The sequence below is a fragment of the Flavobacterium sp. GL_143 genome, assembly GCF_057834355.1.
The window spans coordinates 1240151-1259734 of sequence record NZ_CM174401.1 but is presented as its reverse complement, the minus strand read 5'-3'; the positions used below and the strand labels follow the sequence as shown (position 1 = coordinate 1259734).

General features: G+C 31.2%; 19 protein-coding genes. 12 read left to right on the top strand and 7 right to left on the bottom strand.

Translation table 11 applies throughout. The features are described 5' to 3' along the window. The first annotated feature begins 5 nt into the window (after positions 1 to 5). From AC3IPI_RS05420 to AC3IPI_RS05405, 4 genes are all read left to right on the top strand, one after another. Positions 6 to 1685 (top strand): DUF6909 family protein, encoded by a 1680-nt coding sequence (locus tag AC3IPI_RS05420; protein ID WP_039118619.1) that lies wholly within the window; start codon positions 6 to 8, stop codon positions 1683 to 1685. A gap of 139 nt (positions 1686 to 1824) precedes the next feature. Further along, positions 1825 to 2808, top strand: coding sequence for a UDP-glucuronic acid decarboxylase family protein (locus tag AC3IPI_RS05415; protein WP_035620191.1), 984 nt, complete (start codon positions 1825 to 1827; stop codon positions 2806 to 2808). Then, positions 2809 to 4161, top strand: a complete 1353-nt coding sequence (locus tag AC3IPI_RS05410; protein WP_489157629.1) for an exopolysaccharide biosynthesis polyprenyl glycosylphosphotransferase — start codon at positions 2809 to 2811, stop codon at positions 4159 to 4161. Next, complete coding sequence (locus AC3IPI_RS05405; RefSeq protein ID WP_489157627.1) at positions 4161 to 4931, top strand: glycosyltransferase family 2 protein; 771 nt, start codon at positions 4161 to 4163, stop codon at positions 4929 to 4931. The genes AC3IPI_RS05410 and AC3IPI_RS05405 overlap by 1 nt, the downstream gene beginning before the upstream one ends. A gap of 180 nt (positions 4932 to 5111) precedes the next feature. On the opposite strand, the gene AC3IPI_RS05400 is transcribed toward AC3IPI_RS05405, so the two are convergent. Further along, the gene (locus AC3IPI_RS05400) at positions 5112 to 5633 is read right to left on the bottom strand and encodes an ORF6N domain-containing protein (protein ID WP_489157625.1); all 522 of its coding nucleotides are present in this window, start codon (positions 5631 to 5633) and stop codon (positions 5112 to 5114) included. 42 nt (positions 5634 to 5675) lie between these two features. Then, positions 5676 to 6986: a phenylacetate--CoA ligase family protein gene (locus tag AC3IPI_RS05395; protein ID WP_489157623.1), complete on the bottom strand. Its 1311-nt coding sequence runs from the start codon at positions 6984 to 6986 to the stop codon at positions 5676 to 5678. Between the two features lie 133 nt (positions 6987 to 7119). On the opposite strand from AC3IPI_RS05395, the gene purD reads away from it, so the two are divergent. Beyond that, positions 7120 to 8394 (top strand): phosphoribosylamine--glycine ligase, encoded by a 1275-nt coding sequence (gene purD / locus AC3IPI_RS05390; protein ID WP_489157621.1) that lies wholly within the window; start codon positions 7120 to 7122, stop codon positions 8392 to 8394. Here the strand turns inward: purD and AC3IPI_RS05385 are convergent. Continuing rightward, on the bottom strand, positions 8386 to 8616 hold the full coding sequence (locus AC3IPI_RS05385; protein WP_035620182.1) for a DUF6341 family protein: 231 nt from the start codon (positions 8614 to 8616) through the stop codon (positions 8386 to 8388). The two genes, purD and AC3IPI_RS05385, sit on opposite strands and share 9 nt — an antisense overlap. Positions 8617 to 8759: 143 nt before the next feature. Here AC3IPI_RS05385 and AC3IPI_RS05380 point away from each other — a divergent pair, with 143 nt between their 5' ends. After that, on the top strand, positions 8760 to 9689 hold the full coding sequence (locus AC3IPI_RS05380) for a DUF6427 family protein (protein WP_409417738.1): 930 nt from the start codon (positions 8760 to 8762) through the stop codon (positions 9687 to 9689). Here AC3IPI_RS05380 and upp read toward each other — a convergent pair. After that, positions 9684 to 10337 carry a uracil phosphoribosyltransferase gene (gene upp / locus AC3IPI_RS05375; RefSeq protein WP_086895504.1) on the bottom strand — a complete coding sequence of 218 codons (654 nt, stop codon included), beginning with the start codon at positions 10335 to 10337 and terminating at the stop codon, positions 9684 to 9686. The genes AC3IPI_RS05380 and upp overlap by 6 nt on opposite strands. Positions 10338 to 10449: 112 nt before the next feature. Here upp and AC3IPI_RS05370 point away from each other — a divergent pair, with 112 nt between their 5' ends. Both AC3IPI_RS05370 and AC3IPI_RS05365 read left to right on the top strand, forming a co-directional pair. Further along, positions 10450 to 11055, top strand: coding sequence for a DUF4254 domain-containing protein (locus tag AC3IPI_RS05370; protein WP_039113313.1), 606 nt, complete (start codon positions 10450 to 10452; stop codon positions 11053 to 11055). A 39-nt stretch (positions 11056 to 11094) separates the two neighbouring features. After that, positions 11095 to 12102, top strand: coding sequence for a glycosyltransferase family 9 protein (locus tag AC3IPI_RS05365; RefSeq protein ID WP_489157617.1), 1008 nt, complete (start codon positions 11095 to 11097; stop codon positions 12100 to 12102). Here the strand turns inward: AC3IPI_RS05365 and AC3IPI_RS05360 are convergent. Together AC3IPI_RS05360 and AC3IPI_RS05355 are read right to left on the bottom strand one after the other, a co-directional pair. Further along, on the bottom strand, positions 12091 to 12348 hold the full coding sequence (locus AC3IPI_RS05360; protein ID WP_489157615.1) for a hypothetical protein: 258 nt from the start codon (positions 12346 to 12348) through the stop codon (positions 12091 to 12093). The genes AC3IPI_RS05365 and AC3IPI_RS05360 overlap by 12 nt on opposite strands. A 418-nt stretch (positions 12349 to 12766) precedes the next feature. Continuing rightward, positions 12767 to 13819: a ferredoxin--NADP reductase gene (locus AC3IPI_RS05355; protein WP_039113315.1), complete on the bottom strand. Its 1053-nt coding sequence runs from the start codon at positions 13817 to 13819 to the stop codon at positions 12767 to 12769. A 125-nt stretch (positions 13820 to 13944) separates the two neighbouring features. Between AC3IPI_RS05355 and AC3IPI_RS05350 the strand changes: the two genes are divergently transcribed. The 4 genes from AC3IPI_RS05350 (at position 13945) to AC3IPI_RS05335 (ending at position 19305) form a co-directional block, all read left to right on the top strand. Next, entirely contained in the window at positions 13945 to 15408 is a 1464-nt protein-coding gene (locus AC3IPI_RS05350; RefSeq protein ID WP_489157613.1) for a DUF5687 family protein, read from the top strand. A gap of 100 nt (positions 15409 to 15508) precedes the next feature. Beyond that, positions 15509 to 16204 (top strand): ABC transporter ATP-binding protein, encoded by a 696-nt coding sequence (locus AC3IPI_RS05345; protein ID WP_489157611.1) that lies wholly within the window; start codon positions 15509 to 15511, stop codon positions 16202 to 16204. Between the two features lie 87 nt (positions 16205 to 16291). Continuing rightward, a complete protein-coding gene (gene porW, locus AC3IPI_RS05340) occupies positions 16292 to 18910 on the top strand; it encodes a type IX secretion system periplasmic lipoprotein PorW/SprE (protein ID WP_489157609.1) in 2619 nt (872 codons plus the stop codon). Positions 18911 to 18912: 2 nt separating this feature from the next. After that, positions 18913 to 19305 (top strand): bactofilin family protein, encoded by a 393-nt coding sequence (locus AC3IPI_RS05335; RefSeq protein WP_039118608.1) that lies wholly within the window; start codon positions 18913 to 18915, stop codon positions 19303 to 19305. 86 nt (positions 19306 to 19391) lie between these two features. Here the strand turns inward: AC3IPI_RS05335 and AC3IPI_RS05330 are convergent, their stop codons facing one another. Beyond that, entirely contained in the window at positions 19392 to 19562 is a 171-nt protein-coding gene (locus tag AC3IPI_RS05330; protein WP_165572301.1) for a hypothetical protein, read from the bottom strand. Positions 19563 to 19584: the final 22 nt, after the last annotated feature.

The following is a 19584-nucleotide window of genomic DNA, read 5'->3' as shown; positions in this document are numbered from 1 at the left end:
TAAGCATGAAAGAATCAAAAAACATTTCGAGATCAAGAGCACAAGAATCATCAGCTGCTATCGAAAAAATGTACATTACAATGCGCCATTTGTTTAACAGAGGTTTTTATAAACCAATGGGAATCTCGGGCGATACATTACGTGAAGCATTATTAGCTTTACGACCAGAAATTTACGGAAATATTGCCGAAGAGAAAGTAGAACTTAACGGACTTTTATATGTTATAGAACGACTTCCGGTAGGAATTGAACAATGTCGTTTTATTAATTTAACTTCAGACGAAGGATATTCTAAATCGCATTTTCAAGCAATTGTTCCTCCAAAAAGAAGAAGAAATTGCTATAGAATCGATGAGGAGCAAATGAATGTGGAAATTACTCGCGGTCGTTCTGATATCTATGATATTTTAACGCATTTGACTTTTATCTTTATCGAATCTCATAAAATCAGAAATAGAGTTTTATTAGATGATGGAGGCGAAGTTTCACGCGATTGGTTAAAACTTGAACTTGCAGTAATGCAAACCAAAAAGTTACCACTTGTAGAGAAAGAGAAAGCAATATCGCATGTTGCAAATATCTTAGGGAGAACATTTGAAGATGTTCTTAATATCTACGATGCTTTTGGATCAGAAGCTGAACCAGACAGGTTTTTACATATCATTTACTGGTTAGGAAAATTAGCAATCGAAGAAGTTGTTGAGAATAATAAACGTACAATTACATTCAGTCCTATTTTGCGAGAGCGTTTAGGACACCATATTCACGGAGAAATCTGGGCAACAAACATCAAGGAGGTTTTAAAAGCAAATGCGCTTCTTGACCGTCCTATACATGTTATAAGTGCTAATATGCATAGTGTAATGAATTCTATCTTTGCAACACCAGTTTTAAAAACTAAGTTCAAGGACAAGTCTGATTTCTTTATTTATGAAGAATTAAGTAAATCGGGGGCAAATGCAATACGTAAAGATGTTGAAGCAATTGCCTTGAAAAATGGAATGATTTCGTTACTGGATACTTCAGGAACAAATATCGACGTACAAATATTTGATACGGCTAAGATTGATTGGGCAAAAACAGCTTTTCCAAAAGCCGATTTAGGAGATAAAAAACCAGTAATCATAGTTATGGATTATGCGTTTGGAGAACAAGCTTATGAAACAATCGATGAGTTACTAAAACCTTATAAAAAAGATACGCTACTTAACGTAAAATCGGTTTCGATTATGGGTAAAGCAGGGATTCTAGAAGGAGGAAAAGGAGATATCATGATTCCTACAGCACATATAAATGAAGGAACGGCTGATAATTACTTTTTCGAGAATGAATTAAAAGGAGCAATGTTTGAAGGAAATGATATTGCAGTTTTTGAAGGGGCAATGGTTACCGTGTTAGGAACATCATTACAAAACCGTGATTTATTAAAATTCTTCCACGAATCGACTTGGAGCGTTATTGGTCTGGAAATGGAAGGATCATATTACCAAAAAGCAATTCAATCGGCTTCAAAAATTAGAAAAAGCGTTCCGCATGATATAAAAGTTAGATATGCTTATTATGCATCAGATAACCCATTAGAAACAGGAAGTACTTTGGCTTCTGGAGGATTAGGAACAACAGGTGTAAAACCAACATATTTGATTACGATAAAAATTCTAGAGCAGATTTTTAACGTAAAATAATAACATTAGTATACAAGGGTACTTTTGTACCCTTGATAAAAACAAATTTGCGATTGATGTTATCGCAAAGATTAGATTACAATATTTTAAAGAATGTAATTTATAAATTCAATTACATTTGCCACATACAAAAAATACAATGAAAAGAATACTTATTACAGGAGCAGCAGGATTTTTAGGTTCACATCTTTGCGACCGTTTTATAAAAGAAGGTTATTATGTTATCGGAATGGATAACTTAATTACTGGTGATTTAAAAAACATCGAGCATTTATTTAAACTTGAAAGTTTCGAATTTTATCATCACGATATCACAAAATTTGTACATGTTCCTGGAGATTTAGATTATATACTACATTTTGCTTCACCAGCAAGCCCGATAGATTATTTAAAAATTCCTATTCAAACCTTAAAAGTAGGTTCATTAGGAACACATAATTTACTAGGATTGGCTCGTGTAAAACAAGCAAGAATTTTGATAGCTTCAACATCTGAGGTTTATGGAGATCCTTTGGTTCACCCACAAACAGAAGAATACTATGGTAATGTAAATACAATAGGACCACGTGGAGTTTATGATGAGGCAAAACGTTTTCAGGAATCAATAACAATGGCGTATCATACTTTTCATGGAGTAGAAACCAGAATTGTACGTATTTTTAATACCTACGGGCCAAGAATGCGACTTAATGATGGTCGTGTAATTCCTGCTTTTATCGGTCAGGCACTTCGTGGCGAAGATTTAACGATTTTTGGCGATGGTATGCAAACTCGTTCATTTTGCTATGTAGATGATCAGGTAGAAGGAATTTTCAGATTACTACACTCAGATTATGTGTATCCGGTTAATATTGGGAATCCAGATGAAATCACTATTAAAGATTTTGCTGAAGAAATTATAAAACTTACAGGAACAAACCAAAAAGTAGTTTACCATCCTTTACCAATAAACGATCCATTACAGCGCCAACCAGATACTACAAAGGCAAAAGAATTACTTGGTTGGGAAGCAAAAGTAAATCGTGCCGACGGTATGAAAATCACATATGATTATTTTAAATCACTTTCTAAAGAAGAGTTATCAAAAGAAGAACATAAAGATTTTTCAAACTATATAAGATAAATGCGGACAAAAACAGGAAGATATTCAGGTTATATCCGACCCTTTTCATATTTGATAGATTTAATTATCATCAATGTATTTGCGGTTTATATAATTGATTTTCCTGTTAATCAAATAGCATTTCCTATAGCTTTAAGCGTCGCTTGGCTGTGTATCGCAGTTCATTTAGGTTTTTATGAAGTATATCGATATACCAAAGTAATTGCAATCTTAAATTGTGCACTCAGTCAGTATGTTTTATTTAGCTTAATAACATTTGCAATAGCTTATTTTTATTCTCAAAAAATAAGCTTACCTGCAGTGATTGTATTTATTAGCGCATCTTTCCTGGTGATACTAACAATTAAGTTTTCTGTTTATTTTTTCCTAAAAAAATATAGAGTTCTTTATGGAGGTAATTCCAGACGAGTTGTTTTAATGGGAAATAGCAAAAGTGTTACCCCGCTGCAAAACTTCTTCACAGAAAATCTGGATTACGGCTATAAACTGATCCATATATTTGATATTGAAAGTGAAGAGGAAGATCATATTAATAAAATGCTGGAGTTTGTTTTAGTACATAAAATAGATGAAATGTATTGCTCGATGACCGATTTATCTCAACAACAAATGAGAGATATTATTCATTTTGCAGATAATAATTTGAAGACATTAAAATTTATTCCTGACGAAAAACAAATATTTTTCAGAAATTTCATGTTCGAATATTATGACTACATACCAGTTATAAAACTAAGAGATATTCGATTAGATGATAAATTTAATAAAGTTATTAAACGTGCTTTTGATATTGTCTTCTCCTTAACAATTTTAATTGGACTACTTTCCTGGTTAACACCAATTTTAGCCATTTTAATAAAATTAGAAACCAAAGGACCTATATTTTTTAAACAAAGACGAAACGGACTTAATAATAAAGAGTTTGATTGTTATAAGTTTAGATCAATGAAATTGAATGATGTGGCCCATTTGAATCAGATTACTAAAAATGATGTTCGGGTTACTAAACTTGGTAGATTTATGAGGAAAACCAGCATTGACGAATTACCTCAGTTTTTCAATGTTCTAAAAAACGATATGTCAGTAGTTGGGCCAAGACCGCATATGGTTAGTTATACCGAAAGATATGCCGTACAGGTTAATAAATTCATGGTACGTCATTTTGTTAAGCCAGGCATTACAGGATTAGCCCAAACGAGTGGTTTTCGTGGTGAAGTCGAAACAGATAAAGACATTATCAATCGCGTAAAATACGATATCTTTTATATGGAAAATTGGTCTATTTTATTAGATATAAAAATCATTTTTGATACCGTTTATAATACGCTAAAAGGCGATGAAAAAGCATATTAATGGATTTAGTTTCTATTTTAATCCCTACCTACAATTGCGAAAATTTCATCCGCTCTACAATACAATCAGTACTTAACCAAAGTTATTCTCATTGGGAAATTATTATTGTAGATGATGCCTCGACAGATAATACAGTAGCAATAATAAAAGAATTTGCTCAAGACGATAATCGAATAAAACTAACTGAATTAGAAAAAAATTCAGGAAATGGTTTTGCCAGAAACATAGCTTTAGATAAAGCAAATGGAAAGTATATAGCGTTTCTTGATGCTGATGATTTATGGTTTCCCTTAAAATTAGAAAAACAAATACAGTTCTTAAAAGATGAGAACTTACCTTTTACTTTTAGTTTTTATGAGTGGATTGATGAAGAGGGGAATGTTTTAAACAAAAAGATAGAAGCTCCAATAAATTTAACTTACGAAGAATTGTTCTTCTGTAATTATGTGGGGAACTTAACTGCAATTTACGATGTTGAATTTTTCGGAAAAATCAGAATAGAAGCGACTCAAAAAAGGCAAGATTGGCGCTTGTGGCTTACGATTTTAAAACAAATTAAAGAAGCAAAACCTGTCCCTGAATCATTAGCATATTATAGAATAAGAAAAGATTCTATTTCATCTTCAAAGTTCAAATTGATAAAACATAATTTTGGTGTTTACAGACGATTCCATGGGTTTAATTTTGTGGTTTCCTGTATCTATATGACTCGGTTTTTGTTCACACAATTGGTAATTAAACCAAGATATATAAAGACATATTTTTTATAATTCTTTAAGGTCGCAAATTGAGGCCTTGAAGTATTATTTTTTGTTTGAAAATTGGAGACGCAATTTGTGACCTCCAATTTTTAAATTCTTTTTTAGTAAGTCTTTGAGAAAAACTTGAAGACGCAATTTGCGACATCAAGTTTTTAAGGTCACAACTTGTAAGCTTGAAGAATAAGAGAATTATTTTTTATATCCAATTTTAACTCTTTCATTTCCGTCTTCTTTTTTCTCCGTTAATTCGTCTAGATAAGAAAAAACCAATTCAATATTTTTATCATGATTCTCTAACTTCTTTTGAATCTGTAAGATATCAACCTTAATCTCTGTGGTGTCCAAAAGCATTTGTCTCACTTTCGTGAAAATACGCATGATCTGAATATTGGTTTGAATTGCTTTATCGCTTTTTAGAACGCTTGATAACATGAGAATACCATGTTCCGTAAATGCAAAAGGTAATGTTCTACTTCCTCCCCAACTTGAAGTCGCAATTTGCGACTTCAAGTTTTCAAATTCACTTTCCGTAAGTTGAAACATGAAATCTTCTGGAAATCGAGATGAATTTCTTTTTACTTGTTCATTTAATCTTTTTGTTTGAACATCGTAAAGCATTGCTAAATCAAATGCGAGCATCACTTTTTGATTACGGATAAAGTATATTTTGTTAGAAATAGTTTCTTCAGAAAGTAAAGAATGATCGTCCATGAGTTTTTAATTAAAAAAAACAAATGTAAGATTTTATTTATATTATAAATAAGATTTAAACTGTTTTAGTTTTCCGCGATTGGTTCTTTCTAAAACTGTTTTTCGGGTAAAAGTGAAGTTTAAATTAGGTTCCAGATAAAGGGCTATTGCCTCTTCTATTTTCTGAATTTGGTTTTTATCGAGTTCATTATCACTAATATATTCTATTTCAAAAGAATCTAATTGCGTTTGTTTGATTATAAACTCTTTTACATTTCCATCGTCTTCTATGATGCTTTTGGTCACATAATAAAAGGTTAATCCCGGCGATTTTTTCCCGCTTGGTAAAATGGCAATATCATTGGTTCTACCAATCAATTGTTTTAAAATAGGCTTTTGTAATGTACTTTTTTCATCCAGAATCCCCATGTCGCCAATTTCATATCTTATAAACGGATGGGCTTTATTATATAATGATGTAATTACAACTTTGCCCTCAGTTCCATTGGGAACAGGCTGATTGTTTTCATCCAAGATTTCAACAAAAAGAGTTTCGGCATTTATTTGCCATTCCCCTTCAGGATTTTCAAAAGCAATTAAATCAAGCTCAGATGCTCCATATTCATTAACAATCGGAATCCCAAATTGTTTCTTCAAAAGAATTTTATCACTTTCAAAAAGCATTTCAGATGTTACGATACAAACTTTTAAACTAGGGCAAATATCTTTTAATATGATGTTTTTCTTTTCTAAAAACTTAGCAAACATAACAATAGAACTTGTATACCCGTTGAGGTAATCGAACTTTTTGGTTTGGAATTTTTTTAAAAAGCTTTCTAAAACGGCATCAGATAAATTAAAAATCGGAAATCGATAACGGTTGCTTAAAAAATCTTTAAAACGTTCTTTTCTGTTTCCAATAAAATCCATCGGAATCCCATAAAAACGAGCCTGATAGGAAGTATTAAAATTTATTCCGTGCCAACCAAAGCGCATAATATTCGAAGCCCAGGTTAAGGCATGGCAATATTTATCTTTGGCAAAAACAAAAGGAGTTCCGCTTGACCCAGAGGTTTTGTTGAGGTAAACGTTTTTGATAGCATAACCTTTAGACAACCTCTCAGAAAGTGGTTTTTGCAAATTCTGTTTGTTCAAAACAGGTAAGTCATTCCAATTTTTGGTATTTACAGCAACAACTAATGTTGTATAAAATGAATTGTTTTGCAAATGATAAGCAACGATTTCTTCTTTTTTATGTTGAATAAATAAAGCATGTTCCTCTTCAGAAAACTGAATAATGGTATCCAATTCAGTTTTAGCTTCCTTAATCGGAAATCCATTTATAAGAAGAGAAAGATCAAAAAGTCGAAGCATTTGGAGCATAAATTTCACCAAAAATAATATTTACCAACAACTAAAGATCAACAACCAACAACTTTTTAAAAATTAATTCTGTTTTAAGGTTAAAAGCAATTATTTTTGCACCACAACTAAATACAACTATACAATGACAATTTTACTATTGGGTTCAGGAGGAAGAGAGCATGCATTTGCATGGAAAATGATTCAAAGTCCGCTATGCGAAAAACTATTTGTTGCACCAGGAAATGCCGGAACAGCTGGTATTGCCCATAATTTAAACATTAGTCCAACAGATTTTGAAGCGATAAAAACCTTAGTAATTCAGGAAAATATAGGTATGGTTGTCGTAGGCCCAGAAGATCCATTGGTAAAAGGGATTTACGATTATTTTAAAAACGACGAAAGTTTAAAACATATTCCGGTTATCGGACCATCAAAATTAGGCGCTCAACTTGAAGGAAGTAAAGAGTTTGCCAAAGAATTCTTGATGAAACATAATATCCCAACAGCAGCTTACGATAGTTTTACTGCAGAAACTGTAGAAAAAGGATGTGAGTTTCTAGAAACGCTGCAACCTCCTTATGTTTTAAAAGCAGATGGTTTAGCAGCAGGAAAAGGAGTTTTGATTATTCAGGATCTTGAAGAGGCTAAAACCGAATTAAGAAACATGCTAGTTCATGAAAAATTTGGTGCAGCGAGTTCAAAAGTTGTTATCGAAGAGTTTCTTGATGGTATTGAACTAAGCTGTTTTGTATTAACAGATGGAAAAAGTTATAAAATCCTACCAACTGCCAAAGATTACAAACGTATTGGCGAAGGTGATACAGGATTAAATACAGGCGGAATGGGAGCAGTTTCTCCAGTTCCTTATGTTGATGCTGTTTTAATGGAAAAAATCGAAACACGCATCGTAAAACCAACAATAGAAGGTTTTCAAAAAGACGGAATCGAGTACAAAGGTTTTGTATTTATCGGATTGATAAATGTTAAGAATGAACCAATCGTTATAGAATACAATGTAAGAATGGGTGATCCGGAAACTGAAGTTGTAGTTCCTAGATTAAAAACTGATTTAGTAGAATTGTTCTTGGCTGTAGCCAATGAAAAACTAGATACAATTTCTCTAGAGGTAGATCCAAGAAGTGCTACGACAATCATGGTAGTTTCAGGGGGTTATCCAGAGGATTTTGAAAAAGGAAAAGTAATTTCTGGATTAGAAAATATTTCAGATTCTATTGTTTTCCATGCAGGAACAAAGTTGGATAACAACAATGTGGTAAGTAATGGAGGAAGAGTTTTGGCAGTGACTTCATATGGAGACAACTTCCAAGAGGCCATAAAAAAATCTTATCAAAACATAGACAAGCTAAATTTTGATAAGATGTATTTTAGAAAAGATATTGGCTTCGACTTACTTTAAAAAAGAGTGAGCCGTAGTATCTTGATTTTCTGTTCCGGCTGCATCAAAAATGCGTAATTGTTTAATCCAATATACCATTGCAGCTGCACAGATAATCATGAAAATCCAGTTAATTGTATTAGCACCAAACCATGATACAAGTTCTAATGAACGTAAAAAATCAAGTGGAGCAAATAAAATGTTTACGAATAAGTACTGTATTCCTTCAAAAAAAGTTGTCATAATTTATAAAATTATTTTGTTATTTATTGTTTTGTAACACATTGAAGTTATAAATCCCGATAATCAGAATCTTTATTTCAACTTGTTGGTTTCCTTTTTAAACAAGTATTATATTTACAGTCACAAAAGTATAAAATATCCTTATGATAACAAGTGTTTTTAAAAAATCTACACCATTAAATTATTCATTGGTCGTAATTTTAATGCTGGTTTTCTTTTTCATCTATCAATTTCAAGAAATTTCTTGGGTAAAATCGCTTATTTCAGTTTCAGAAAAAATAAGTTTATTGATAGTTGTATTAGGATCTATGTTGATAACCAACTTTGTTGTCAAGAAAAACGGACTTAGTAAAGACAATGGCTACACGATATTCTTTTATTTATTGTTATCCTTGTTTTTTCCGTCGGCACTAAATAACCCTAATGTATTACTTGCCAATTTCTTTGTGTTATTAGCTCTTCGTCGATTGTTATCATTACAATCTTTAAAATCATCTAAAGAAAAAATATTTGATGCCTCATTATGGATTCTATTGGCTTCATTGTTCCAATTTTGGTGTATTTTATTTCTTATATTGGTATTTATATCAATAATTTTTCACGTTGCAGGCGATTATAGAAACTGGATTTTACCATTTATAGCTCTTTTTACTATAGCTACACTTTTTCTATTAGTGTCATTATTGTTTAATATAGATGTAATTACGTTTTTTCAAAACCGCGCAACGCTTGATTTTAGGATTAATTATTTTACGAATAATTACCAAAATGGAGCACTATCAATCTATGTAGCAGTTGCATTGTTTTTTGTAGTTTCGTTGTTGTTAACATTATCAAACAGACCTTTATTATTGCATTCTTCATACAAAAAAATCGTTGCCTATTTCTTTATAGGGATAATTGTGTTTTTAATATCTCCTAATAAAAGCAACGATTTATTATTGTTTACAGTAGCACCTTTGGCTATTATGGGATCAAGTCATATTGAGTTTTCACAAAACAAACTAAATAACGAAATCGTATATGGAGTCTTGATTTTGTGTAGTCTATTTACCTTTTTCTCTCAATTATAGTTTATTTCCATAAGCTAAATCACCGGCATCACCCAATCCTGGAACAATATAATTTTTCTCATTTAAGTTACTATCCAAGGCAGCAATCCATAAATGGCAAGAATCTGGCAGATGTTTTTCTAGATAAGCAACACCTTCTGGAGCAGCAATTACAACAGCAAGATGCATTTCTTTTGGTGCACCATTTTGTATTAATTTCTCATATACAGCAACGATCGATTGACCAGTGGCGAGCATTGGATCGATTAATAAAACGGTTTTATTATTTATACTAGATAAGGCTTGATATTCGACCAAAATAACAAATTCAGCATCATTATTAGGATGATGTCTGCATGCCGAAACAAAACCATTTTCGGCTTCATCAAAGTAGTTCAAAAATCCAATATGTAGTGGTAATCCAGCACGTAAAATAGAACATAAAATAAGTTTGTCATCAATTTCGGTAGTGCTTTTGATACCAAGCGGTGTTTCGATTTCTACGTTTTTATAAGATAGGTCTTTACTTATTTCATACGCCATAATTTCACCAATCCGCTCAATATTTCTTCGAAAACGCATACTATCGTTTTGAACTTTTATATTTCGTATCTGACCTAAAAAATGGTTTAATACGCTGTTATTTTCGGATAAATAATGAATCTGCATGATGGTATTTTTAAATTTATTTTAAAACCTAATTTGTTATAAATAGATTTATGATTTGATATTTTTTTATAAAAGTATAAAAAGTATCTTTGTATCTATAAAATTTAAAGACATGTTTTCAAAATTAGCATATTCTGTATTCGAACAAAGTATCAAAGATTATCATAAATTTGATAATGTTGATCAGCCAATAAACAATCCATATCCTAAAGATAAATTTGAACATTTATTATATTTAAAAAACTGGATTGATACCGTACAATGGCATTTTGAAGATATTATTCGTGACCCGAATATTGACCCAGTTGCTGCACTTACTTTAAAAAGAAGGATTGATGCATCTAATCAGGAACGTACTGATATGGTGGAATATATCGATAGTTATTTTTTACAAAAATACAGCAATGTAAAAGTAAAAGACGGTGCCAAAATCAATTCTGAAAGTCCAGCATGGGCATTTGATAGATTATCTATTTTGGCTTTAAAAATTTATCATATGAATGAAGAAGCTACTCGTGCAGAAGCTTCACAAGAGCATAGAGATAAATGCCAGGAAAAATTAAACGTACTTTTAGAACAAAGAAGTGACTTATCAACTGCAATTGATGATTTGTTAACTGACATTGAGAACGGTGATAAATTCATGAAAGTGTACAAACAAATGAAAATGTACAACGACGATGATTTGAATCCTGTTTTATATCAAAATAAAAAATAATTGGCAGAATTGTCCAATAAAATTAAGCATATAGCCGTCATGAGACTCTCCGCAATGGGAGATGTTGCCATGACGGTTCCTGTTTTACGCGCTTTTGTAAAACAGTATCCTGAGGTAAAATTAACGGTAATTTCACGCCCATTCTTTAAACCATTTTTTGATGGAATTCCGAATCTGACTTTCTTTGTTTTTGATGATAAAGAACGTCATAAAGGATTTTTAGGATTAGTACGTTTATATAAAGATTTAAAAAAGCTACATATTGATGCTTTTGCCGATTTGCACAACGTTTTACGCTCTAAAGTTGTTCGTACTTTTTTCGCTTTAAGCGGAAAAAAAACTGCATTTATTGATAAAGCCCGAGAAGAGAAAAAGGCATTGATGCGAGCTGAGAATAAAATCTTCAAGCCATTGCTTACTATGTTTGAACGACACAAAAAAGTGTTTGAAGAACTAGGATTTCCATTGGATTTATCGAATCCTGTTTTCCCTACAAAACCAATTTTAAGTCAGGAAATAGTTGATTTAATCGGAAATAAGTATGAAAGATTAATAGGAATTGCCCCTTTTGCACAATACGATTCTAAGGTATATCCGCTGGATTTAATGCAGGAAGTAATAGCAAAACTAGCAGAAAATAAAAATCATACCATCTTACTTTTTGGAGGAGGAAAAAAAGAAATTGAAATTCTGGATTCATTTTCTAAACCGTATGAGAATGTTGTTAATATGGCTGGGAAAATCAAATTTCAGCAAGAATTACAACTTATTAGTAATCTAGATGTTATGCTTTCTATGGATTCAGGAAATGCACATATAGCAGCAATGCTGGGTGTAAAAGTAATTACACTTTGGGGTGCTACACATCCATACGCAGGATTTTTACCATTTAATCAGAGTTTAGAAAACGCATTAACTTCAGACCGAAATCAATATCCAAAACTACCGACTTCTGTTTACGGAAATAAAATGGTAGAAGGGTATGAGGATGCGATGAGAAGTATTTCTCCAAATGAAATTGTTCAAAAAATACAGTTAAGCATATAATCCATTTAAATCATGGAGAAAATACCCAATTGTTTTCTTTTTGTTCCTATCAGCAACAATTATAATAAAATGATTTTCTTTTTCTGTAGGCAGCAAAATGTGTTCAAAATCTTCGGTTGAATTTCTATAAACTTTATGCACCAATTGAGATTCTTTAATTTTGTGGGATAGCACTTTAGCACTTTTTAATTTGCTTACGTAAGGCCAAATATTAAAGATATTGTCAAAAACTGTTATTTCAGTCATTTTGCCAAGCATTGTTGAGCTATATTTTTTTTCAGTAAGTAACTTGGGACCTTTTTTATTTCGGTGTTTTTTAATTATAAAGTAGATACAAATAAGAGCTGTTATTACAAAAATTGCTACAAATGATAAACGAAGGAAGTGATGTATTGTCATAATATTTAATATTTAAACGTGTTGACAAATTTGATTTAGCTCTACAAATCATGTAAAACATGAGGTTGCGATTACTTTAATAACACCACTAAAATAATGAAAATTTGGCAATATTTTAATAAAAATTTGTTTTTATTGTAATTTCAGCTCTAGACAAAGATTTTCATCAAGACAATGATTGTAAACATAATTATAAAACAAAAAAAAATCCAAATCCCAATTATAAAGTTGGAGTTTGGATTTTTTTTATTTGGAATTTAATCTTTTATACGTCGTCGTAATCTACATAAATAGACTCAGAGGTAGGATGTGCTTGACAAGTAAGAATTAATCCGTCAGCGATTTCTTTATCGGTTAGGATTGAGTTCTTTTTCATCTCTGCAGTACCCGAAGTTACACGAGCAAGACAGCTACTACAAATTCCGCCTTGGCAAGAATAAGGAGCATCGATTCCTTGTTTTAATGCTGCATCAAGAATTGTTTGTTTTTGAGACATTTCAAAAGAAACTTCTTCATCGTCTACTAAAACAGTAATTTTAGAATGTCCTTCTAATGAAGTATCAATTTTATTTTCTTGTGTAGAAGAAGTAAATAATTCAAATTTTATAGCAGATTCTTTTACGTTTTTCTCTTTTAAGATTCCCGAAACGGTATTAATCATTTCTTCAGGACCGCATAAATAGAATTTATCAAATTGTAATTCTTTATGCTTGTTGTTCAACACAAAATTTACTGCCGATTTATCGATTCTACCAAACAAAGCATTTTCAACTTTAGCTTGACTATAAACATAATGTACAAATAAGCGCCCTACATATTGCAATTGTAAATCGTGTAATTCTTGGTGGAAAATAGTGTCTTCGACAGTTTTGTTTCCATAAACCAATACAAAAGAGCTTTTTGGCTCACTTTTTAAAACCGATTTTAGGATAGAAAGTACAGGAGTTATTCCGCTTCCAGCAACAAATGCTGCATAGTTTTTTTGTTTTTCTGACTCGGGTTCAAATGTAAATTTACCTTCGGGTTTACCTACTTCTAGTACATCACCAGCTTTTAATCGTGTAGTTGCAAATTGCGAAAAAACTCCGTTTTTTACGGCTTTTACAGCAATGCGTAATTCACCACTTTCTGGAGATGAACAAATAGAATAAGCACGACGAAGCTCTTTATTATCTAGTGTTAATCGTAAATTGATATATTGTCCTGCAATAAAAGTATAGTTTGATTTTAGTTCTTCAGGAACATTAAAAAGTATTGAAACAGCAGTTGCAGTTTCACGTTTTACTTCTTTTATTATTAGTTTTAGGAATGAAGGCATGATATTATTTTTTTGCAAAAGTAGCAAACAGCTATTAAATGATTGGTATTAAACAGTAATATTTTACTTTGTTTGTAACGTTTTCCTACATTTACACACTTACGTATCAAACTAAACCAAAAAAAATGATTAAAAAGTTTATTTATCTCGAATGGAAATCCTTTTCAAGGTCGGCATCATTTGGTGCCAATGTTGCATTAAAAATTGTAATAGGTTTTCTGGCAATTTATTTTTCGCTTATTTTAATTGGTGCGGGAACAGGTATTTTTTACCTGCTTAAAAAGATGAATCTTGATCCGTTATTAACTATAAATAAGTTCTTGATTTATTATTTTTTATTCGATTTAGTGATTAGGCTTTTAATGCAAGCCATTCCGGTGCTTAATATCAAACCGTTATTAACATTGTCAATCCAAAAGAAAACTATTGTTCATTTTTCACTTGGCAAAACCGTCTTATCGTTTTTCAATATCATTCATGCTTTCTTTTTTATACCTTTTACAATAGTATTATTAATAGAAGGATATGATATATTGAGTGTAATCTTTTGGCATTTAGCCATAATAGCATTAATTTATATCAATAACTTCTTGAATATTTTGTTGAGTAACATCGACAAATTGTTTGTTGTTTTTCTTGGGATAATTGTTATTTTAGGAGGACTGCAGTATTATGATTTTTTTGATATTACAAACTATGCCGTTTTGCTTTTTGATGGTTTTTATAGCATAAAAGGACTCTTTCTTATTCCAGTTTTGGTTTTGGCAGGGCTTTATTACATGACTTTTATTTATTTTAAAGATAATTTATATCTCGACGCTGGACTTTCGACTAAACATGATGTTGCTACAACCGAAAACTTAACCTGGCTTAATCAATTCGGGACATTAGGAACTTTTCTTAAAAACGATATTAAACTTATAAAGAGAAATAAAAGATCTAAGATGACTATTATTATGAGTCTTTTCTTTTTGCTTTACGGATTACTGTTTTTTAGTGCAAGTACGCACCAGCCACCAGTAATGCAAATTTTAGCAGGTATTTTTGTATCAGGAGGTTTCCTTTTTACTTTCGGGCAATTTGTACCAAGTTGGGACAGTTCATATTACCAACTCATGATGACACAAAATATTCCGTACAAAGGATATATTACTTCTAAATGGTGGTTAATAGTTATTGCAACAATTATATCGACGATTATTGCTTCATTTTATCTTTATTTTGGATGGAAAGTGTATCTCACAATTGTTGTTGGAGCCATTTATAATATTGGTGTTAATTCACATTTAGTACTCCTGGGAGGAGCATTTACAAAAACACCAATCGACTTAACATCTACAAGCGGAGCATTTGGAGATAAAAAAGCTTTTAACGTAAATGCAATGTTACTTACGTTGCCTAAAATGCTGCTACCATTGGGATTATATTGGATTGGTCTTTGGCTTGGAAATCCAAATATAGGATTAGCATTAGTTGCTATAGCAGGAATAATCGGTTTTGCTTTTAAGGATAAAGTCTTTTTGCTTATCGAAAAAAGATATAAAATCGAAAAATATTCTACTATAAGTGCTTATAAACAAAAGAACTAGAGTAATTATAAAATGTGTCAATTTGATGATTTTTATCTGACCAATAATCAAAAAAATATCAAATTAACAATTAACCAGATCAACAATTAAACATTAAAAAATGATACAAGTAAATAAACTTTCAAAGACATATAACGGAACAACAGTTTTAAAAATTGATAATCTTGAAATTCCAAAAGGGCAAAGTTTTGGGTTAGTAGGGAATAATGGTGCGGGAAAAACTACTTTTTTTAGTTTGCTATTAGATTTAATTCATCCCTCTACTGGAAATATTACAACAAATTCTATTCAGGTAAATAATGACGAAAGTTGGAAAAGTTTTACAGGTTCATTTTTGGATGAAAGCTTTTTGATAGGATATTTAACTCCCGAAGAGTATTTTTATTTTGTAGGAGATTTACGAGGACAAAATAAGGCCGATGTTGATGCATTATTACTCAAACATGAGGAATTTTTTAATGGAGAAATTCTAAAAAACAAAAAATACCTGCGAGATCTGTCTAAAGGAAATCAAAAAAAAGTAGGAATTATAGCTACACTTATTGGTAGTCCCGAAGTGATTATTTTAGACGAACCATTTGCAAATTTAGACCCAACAACAGTAAGTCGATTAAAAAAAATAATAAAAGAACTAGCTGATAATCCGAATGTTACAGTTTTAGTTTCGAGTCATGACTTACAGCACACAGTCGAAGTTTGCGACCGAATTGTTGCCTTAAATAAAGGAGAAATTGTGAAAGATATTCAAACTTCTGGAGAAACACTTCAAGAACTGGAATCGTTTTTTGCCGTTTAAATATAAATATCTCAAAAAGAAGCGTATTTTTACCAGTTATTATACTAAAAAACTTTTTTAGATGTTAAATGTTAAAAATGTTTCCCATTGAAAAACAATCGACTTAAATACATATTTCTGCTCTTATTTTTTTCCCTTTTGATAGCTTGTTCTACCAAAAGAGATACATTTTTAGCAAGAAATTCTCATGCTTTGAGTACAAAGTATAATATATTATACAACGGACAAGTAGGTTTTGATAAAGGCATGAAAGCTATAGAAGCAAATTATACAGATAATTTCTGGAAATTACTGCCTATCGAAAGAATGCAAATTAACGAAGGGAATTTGGATGAAGCAAAAACTAAAAATGCTGATTTTGAACTTGCTGAGACCAAAGCCACCAAAGCTATTCAAAAACATTCGATGAATATTGGAGGTCGGGAAAAAAATAGCCAGATAGACGAAGCATATCTTATGCTTGGTCAGGCACGTTATTATGATCAGAGGTTTTTACCAGCCCTGGATGCTTTTAATTATATTTTATATAAATACCCAACAAGTAGCAACATTAATACCGCGAGAATTTGGCGAGAGAAAACCAATATGCGTTTAGGTAATGATGAGTTGGTTATAAAAAATATCTATAAATTAATAAAAGGAGTTGCATTAAAAAAACAAGTTTATGCCGATGCAAATGCTTTATTAGCAGAAGCTTTTATCAATTTAGAACAAAAAGACAGCGCAATTACAAAACTTAAAATTGCCGAAGAGTTTACCAAAAGAAATCCTGAAAGAGCTAGATATCGTTTTATTTTAGGACAATTGTATCAGGAAACACATAAAAGAGATAGTGCGCTTTATTTTTATCAATCGGTAATTGATATGAACAGAAGAGCAGAGAGAAAGTATGTAATACATGCTTACTCAAAAAAAGCTCAGTTATTTGATTATCAAACAGGTGATAGTACCGTTTTTATTAAAACATATAATAAACTAATTGCCGATAGAGAAAATAGACCATTCCTGGATGTGATTTATTATGAAATGGGAGTTTTCTTTGATAAGCGTAAAAATGAAAAATCGGCATTAGAGTTTTATAATTCTTCATTAAAACGAAAATCCTTAGATCCATATTTAACAGCATCTACTTATCGAAACATTGGTAATATGTACTTTAAGAAAGCTAGTTATACAATGGCGGCAAAGTATTATGATAGTACTTTGGTAAAAATGGATCCTAAAACCAGAGAGTATGTTTATATCCAAAAAACGCGAAAAAATTTGGATGACGTAATAAAGTACGAAGGTATTGCAAAACGTAATGATAGTATTATAACAGTAGTTGGACTTCCAGATTCAGCCAGAGTAAAATATTTTAGAGATTATATTGCCAAGATAAAAACTGAAGACGAAGCAAAACGAATTCTCGCAGAAAAAGAAAAACAGAAACTGGCTAATATTGCACTAAACACAGGTGGAGGTGGTTTGGAAACAGTAACGGCAACGGGTGCTGTACCTGGAACTCCTGAAAAAAGTGGTATTCCAACACCGCCAACAGGAAACGAAGTTGCCAGCAATTTTTATTTCTATAACCCATCTACAGTTGCTTACGGAAAGCTACAGTTTAAAAAATTGTGGGGAAATAGAGTCTTAAATAGTAACTGGAGATTACCATCTAATAAACCAAATATGACTTCGGATGATGATAAATCGACGGATGTGGTTGTAAATGATTCTATTAAAACAGAAGCAATAGTTGAAAAGTATACTATAGATTTTTACGAAAAACAACTTCCAAAAGATAAATCGGCAATAGATAGTATTGTTAAAGAACGCAATTTTTCTTACTATCAATTAGGCATTATTTATAAAGAGAAATTCAAAGAGTATGAATTGGCTAGCAATAAGTTAGAGCAATTGTTACAGAATAACCCTGAAGAAAAATTGATTTTACCATCGATGTATAATCTCTATAAAATTTATGAGATAACAAATCCAGCGAAAGCGGCAGCGGTAAAAAATGAGATTTCTTCACGTTATCCAAATTCACGTTATGCACAAATCATAAATAACAATGGTTTAGATGAAGAATCGGCAAGCAAAGCACCTGATAAAGAATATCAGAAATGGTATAAATTATTTCAGGAAGAAAAGTATGGCGAAGTCCTAAGTAATATTGATAATTTAATTAATCAATATTCCGGAGATGAAATCGTATCAAAATACGAGCTATTAAAAGCCAATACTTTAGGTAAAGCAAAAGGATTAGTTGCTTATAAAAAAGCAATAGAAAACGTGGCTGCTAATTATCCAAATAGTGAAGAAGGAAAAAAAGCTCAAGATATTTTAACAAATCAAATTCCGTTTTTAGAGAAGCGAGTTTTTACTACAACAGATACAAAAAATTGGAAAATCCTGTATAAAATTGGTATTCAGGATGAGAAAGCAAGAAAAGCAATTGAAGATATTATTAAAAAGTTTTTTGCAGATGAAAATTTCCAAAAGCTTACTTTTTCTTTCGATAAATACGATTTAGATTCAGGATTTGTTACCGTTCATGGTTTAAGATCAGAAGTTTATGCAAATGATGTTGCTAAAGTATTAAAAGAAAATAAAAAATATAACTTGATAGAATATCCTGCAGTAATAATATCAAGTGATAATTATAGTATAGTACAAATTAATAAAAATTTAGAAGCTTATTTAGCGCCTAAAACCCCGTAATCATGTTTAATAAAGCACCCAAATTTAGCACAGAGCACTTAGGAAAAACAAATAGAATAGTTGAAGGAACTATAATAACAGGAGATATTACATCGCTAGCCGATTTTAGATTAGATGGTGAATTAATAGGGAATTTTACTTCAAAAGGAAAAATTGTAATTGGCCCAGCAAGTAAAGTTAAAGGAGATATCATTTGTCAAAACGCTGATATCGAGGGAGAATTTACAGGAAAAATCAAAGTTGTAGACCTTTTAAACGTAAAAGCCACAGCTAAAATTACCGGTGAAGTTACCATAGGAAAATTATCGGTAGAACCAGGAGCCGATTTTAGTGCGACTTGTATAATGGCAACAGATTTTAAAAGTGGAGTAAAAGAGGACACAAAAAAGATTTAAATTATTTTTTTGTGTATAGAAAAAAACAAAATAATTTTAAAAAGTTGTATAGGAGCTTTTGAGACCCCTATACAGCTTAATAGTTGTTAAGGTGTAAAAGATTTATGATCACAACCACCCCAACACCATGATATAGTGTTAGTTGCACCAGCAGGTGCATTTCCACCGTTTACTTTTTTCATCTCTAAATTAGAAAGAGTTTCTTTTTTAAATTCTAATTTTTTTGCAACTTCTTTTTTTGCAACTTCTTTTTTCATAATTTTTCTTGTTAAATTAAAT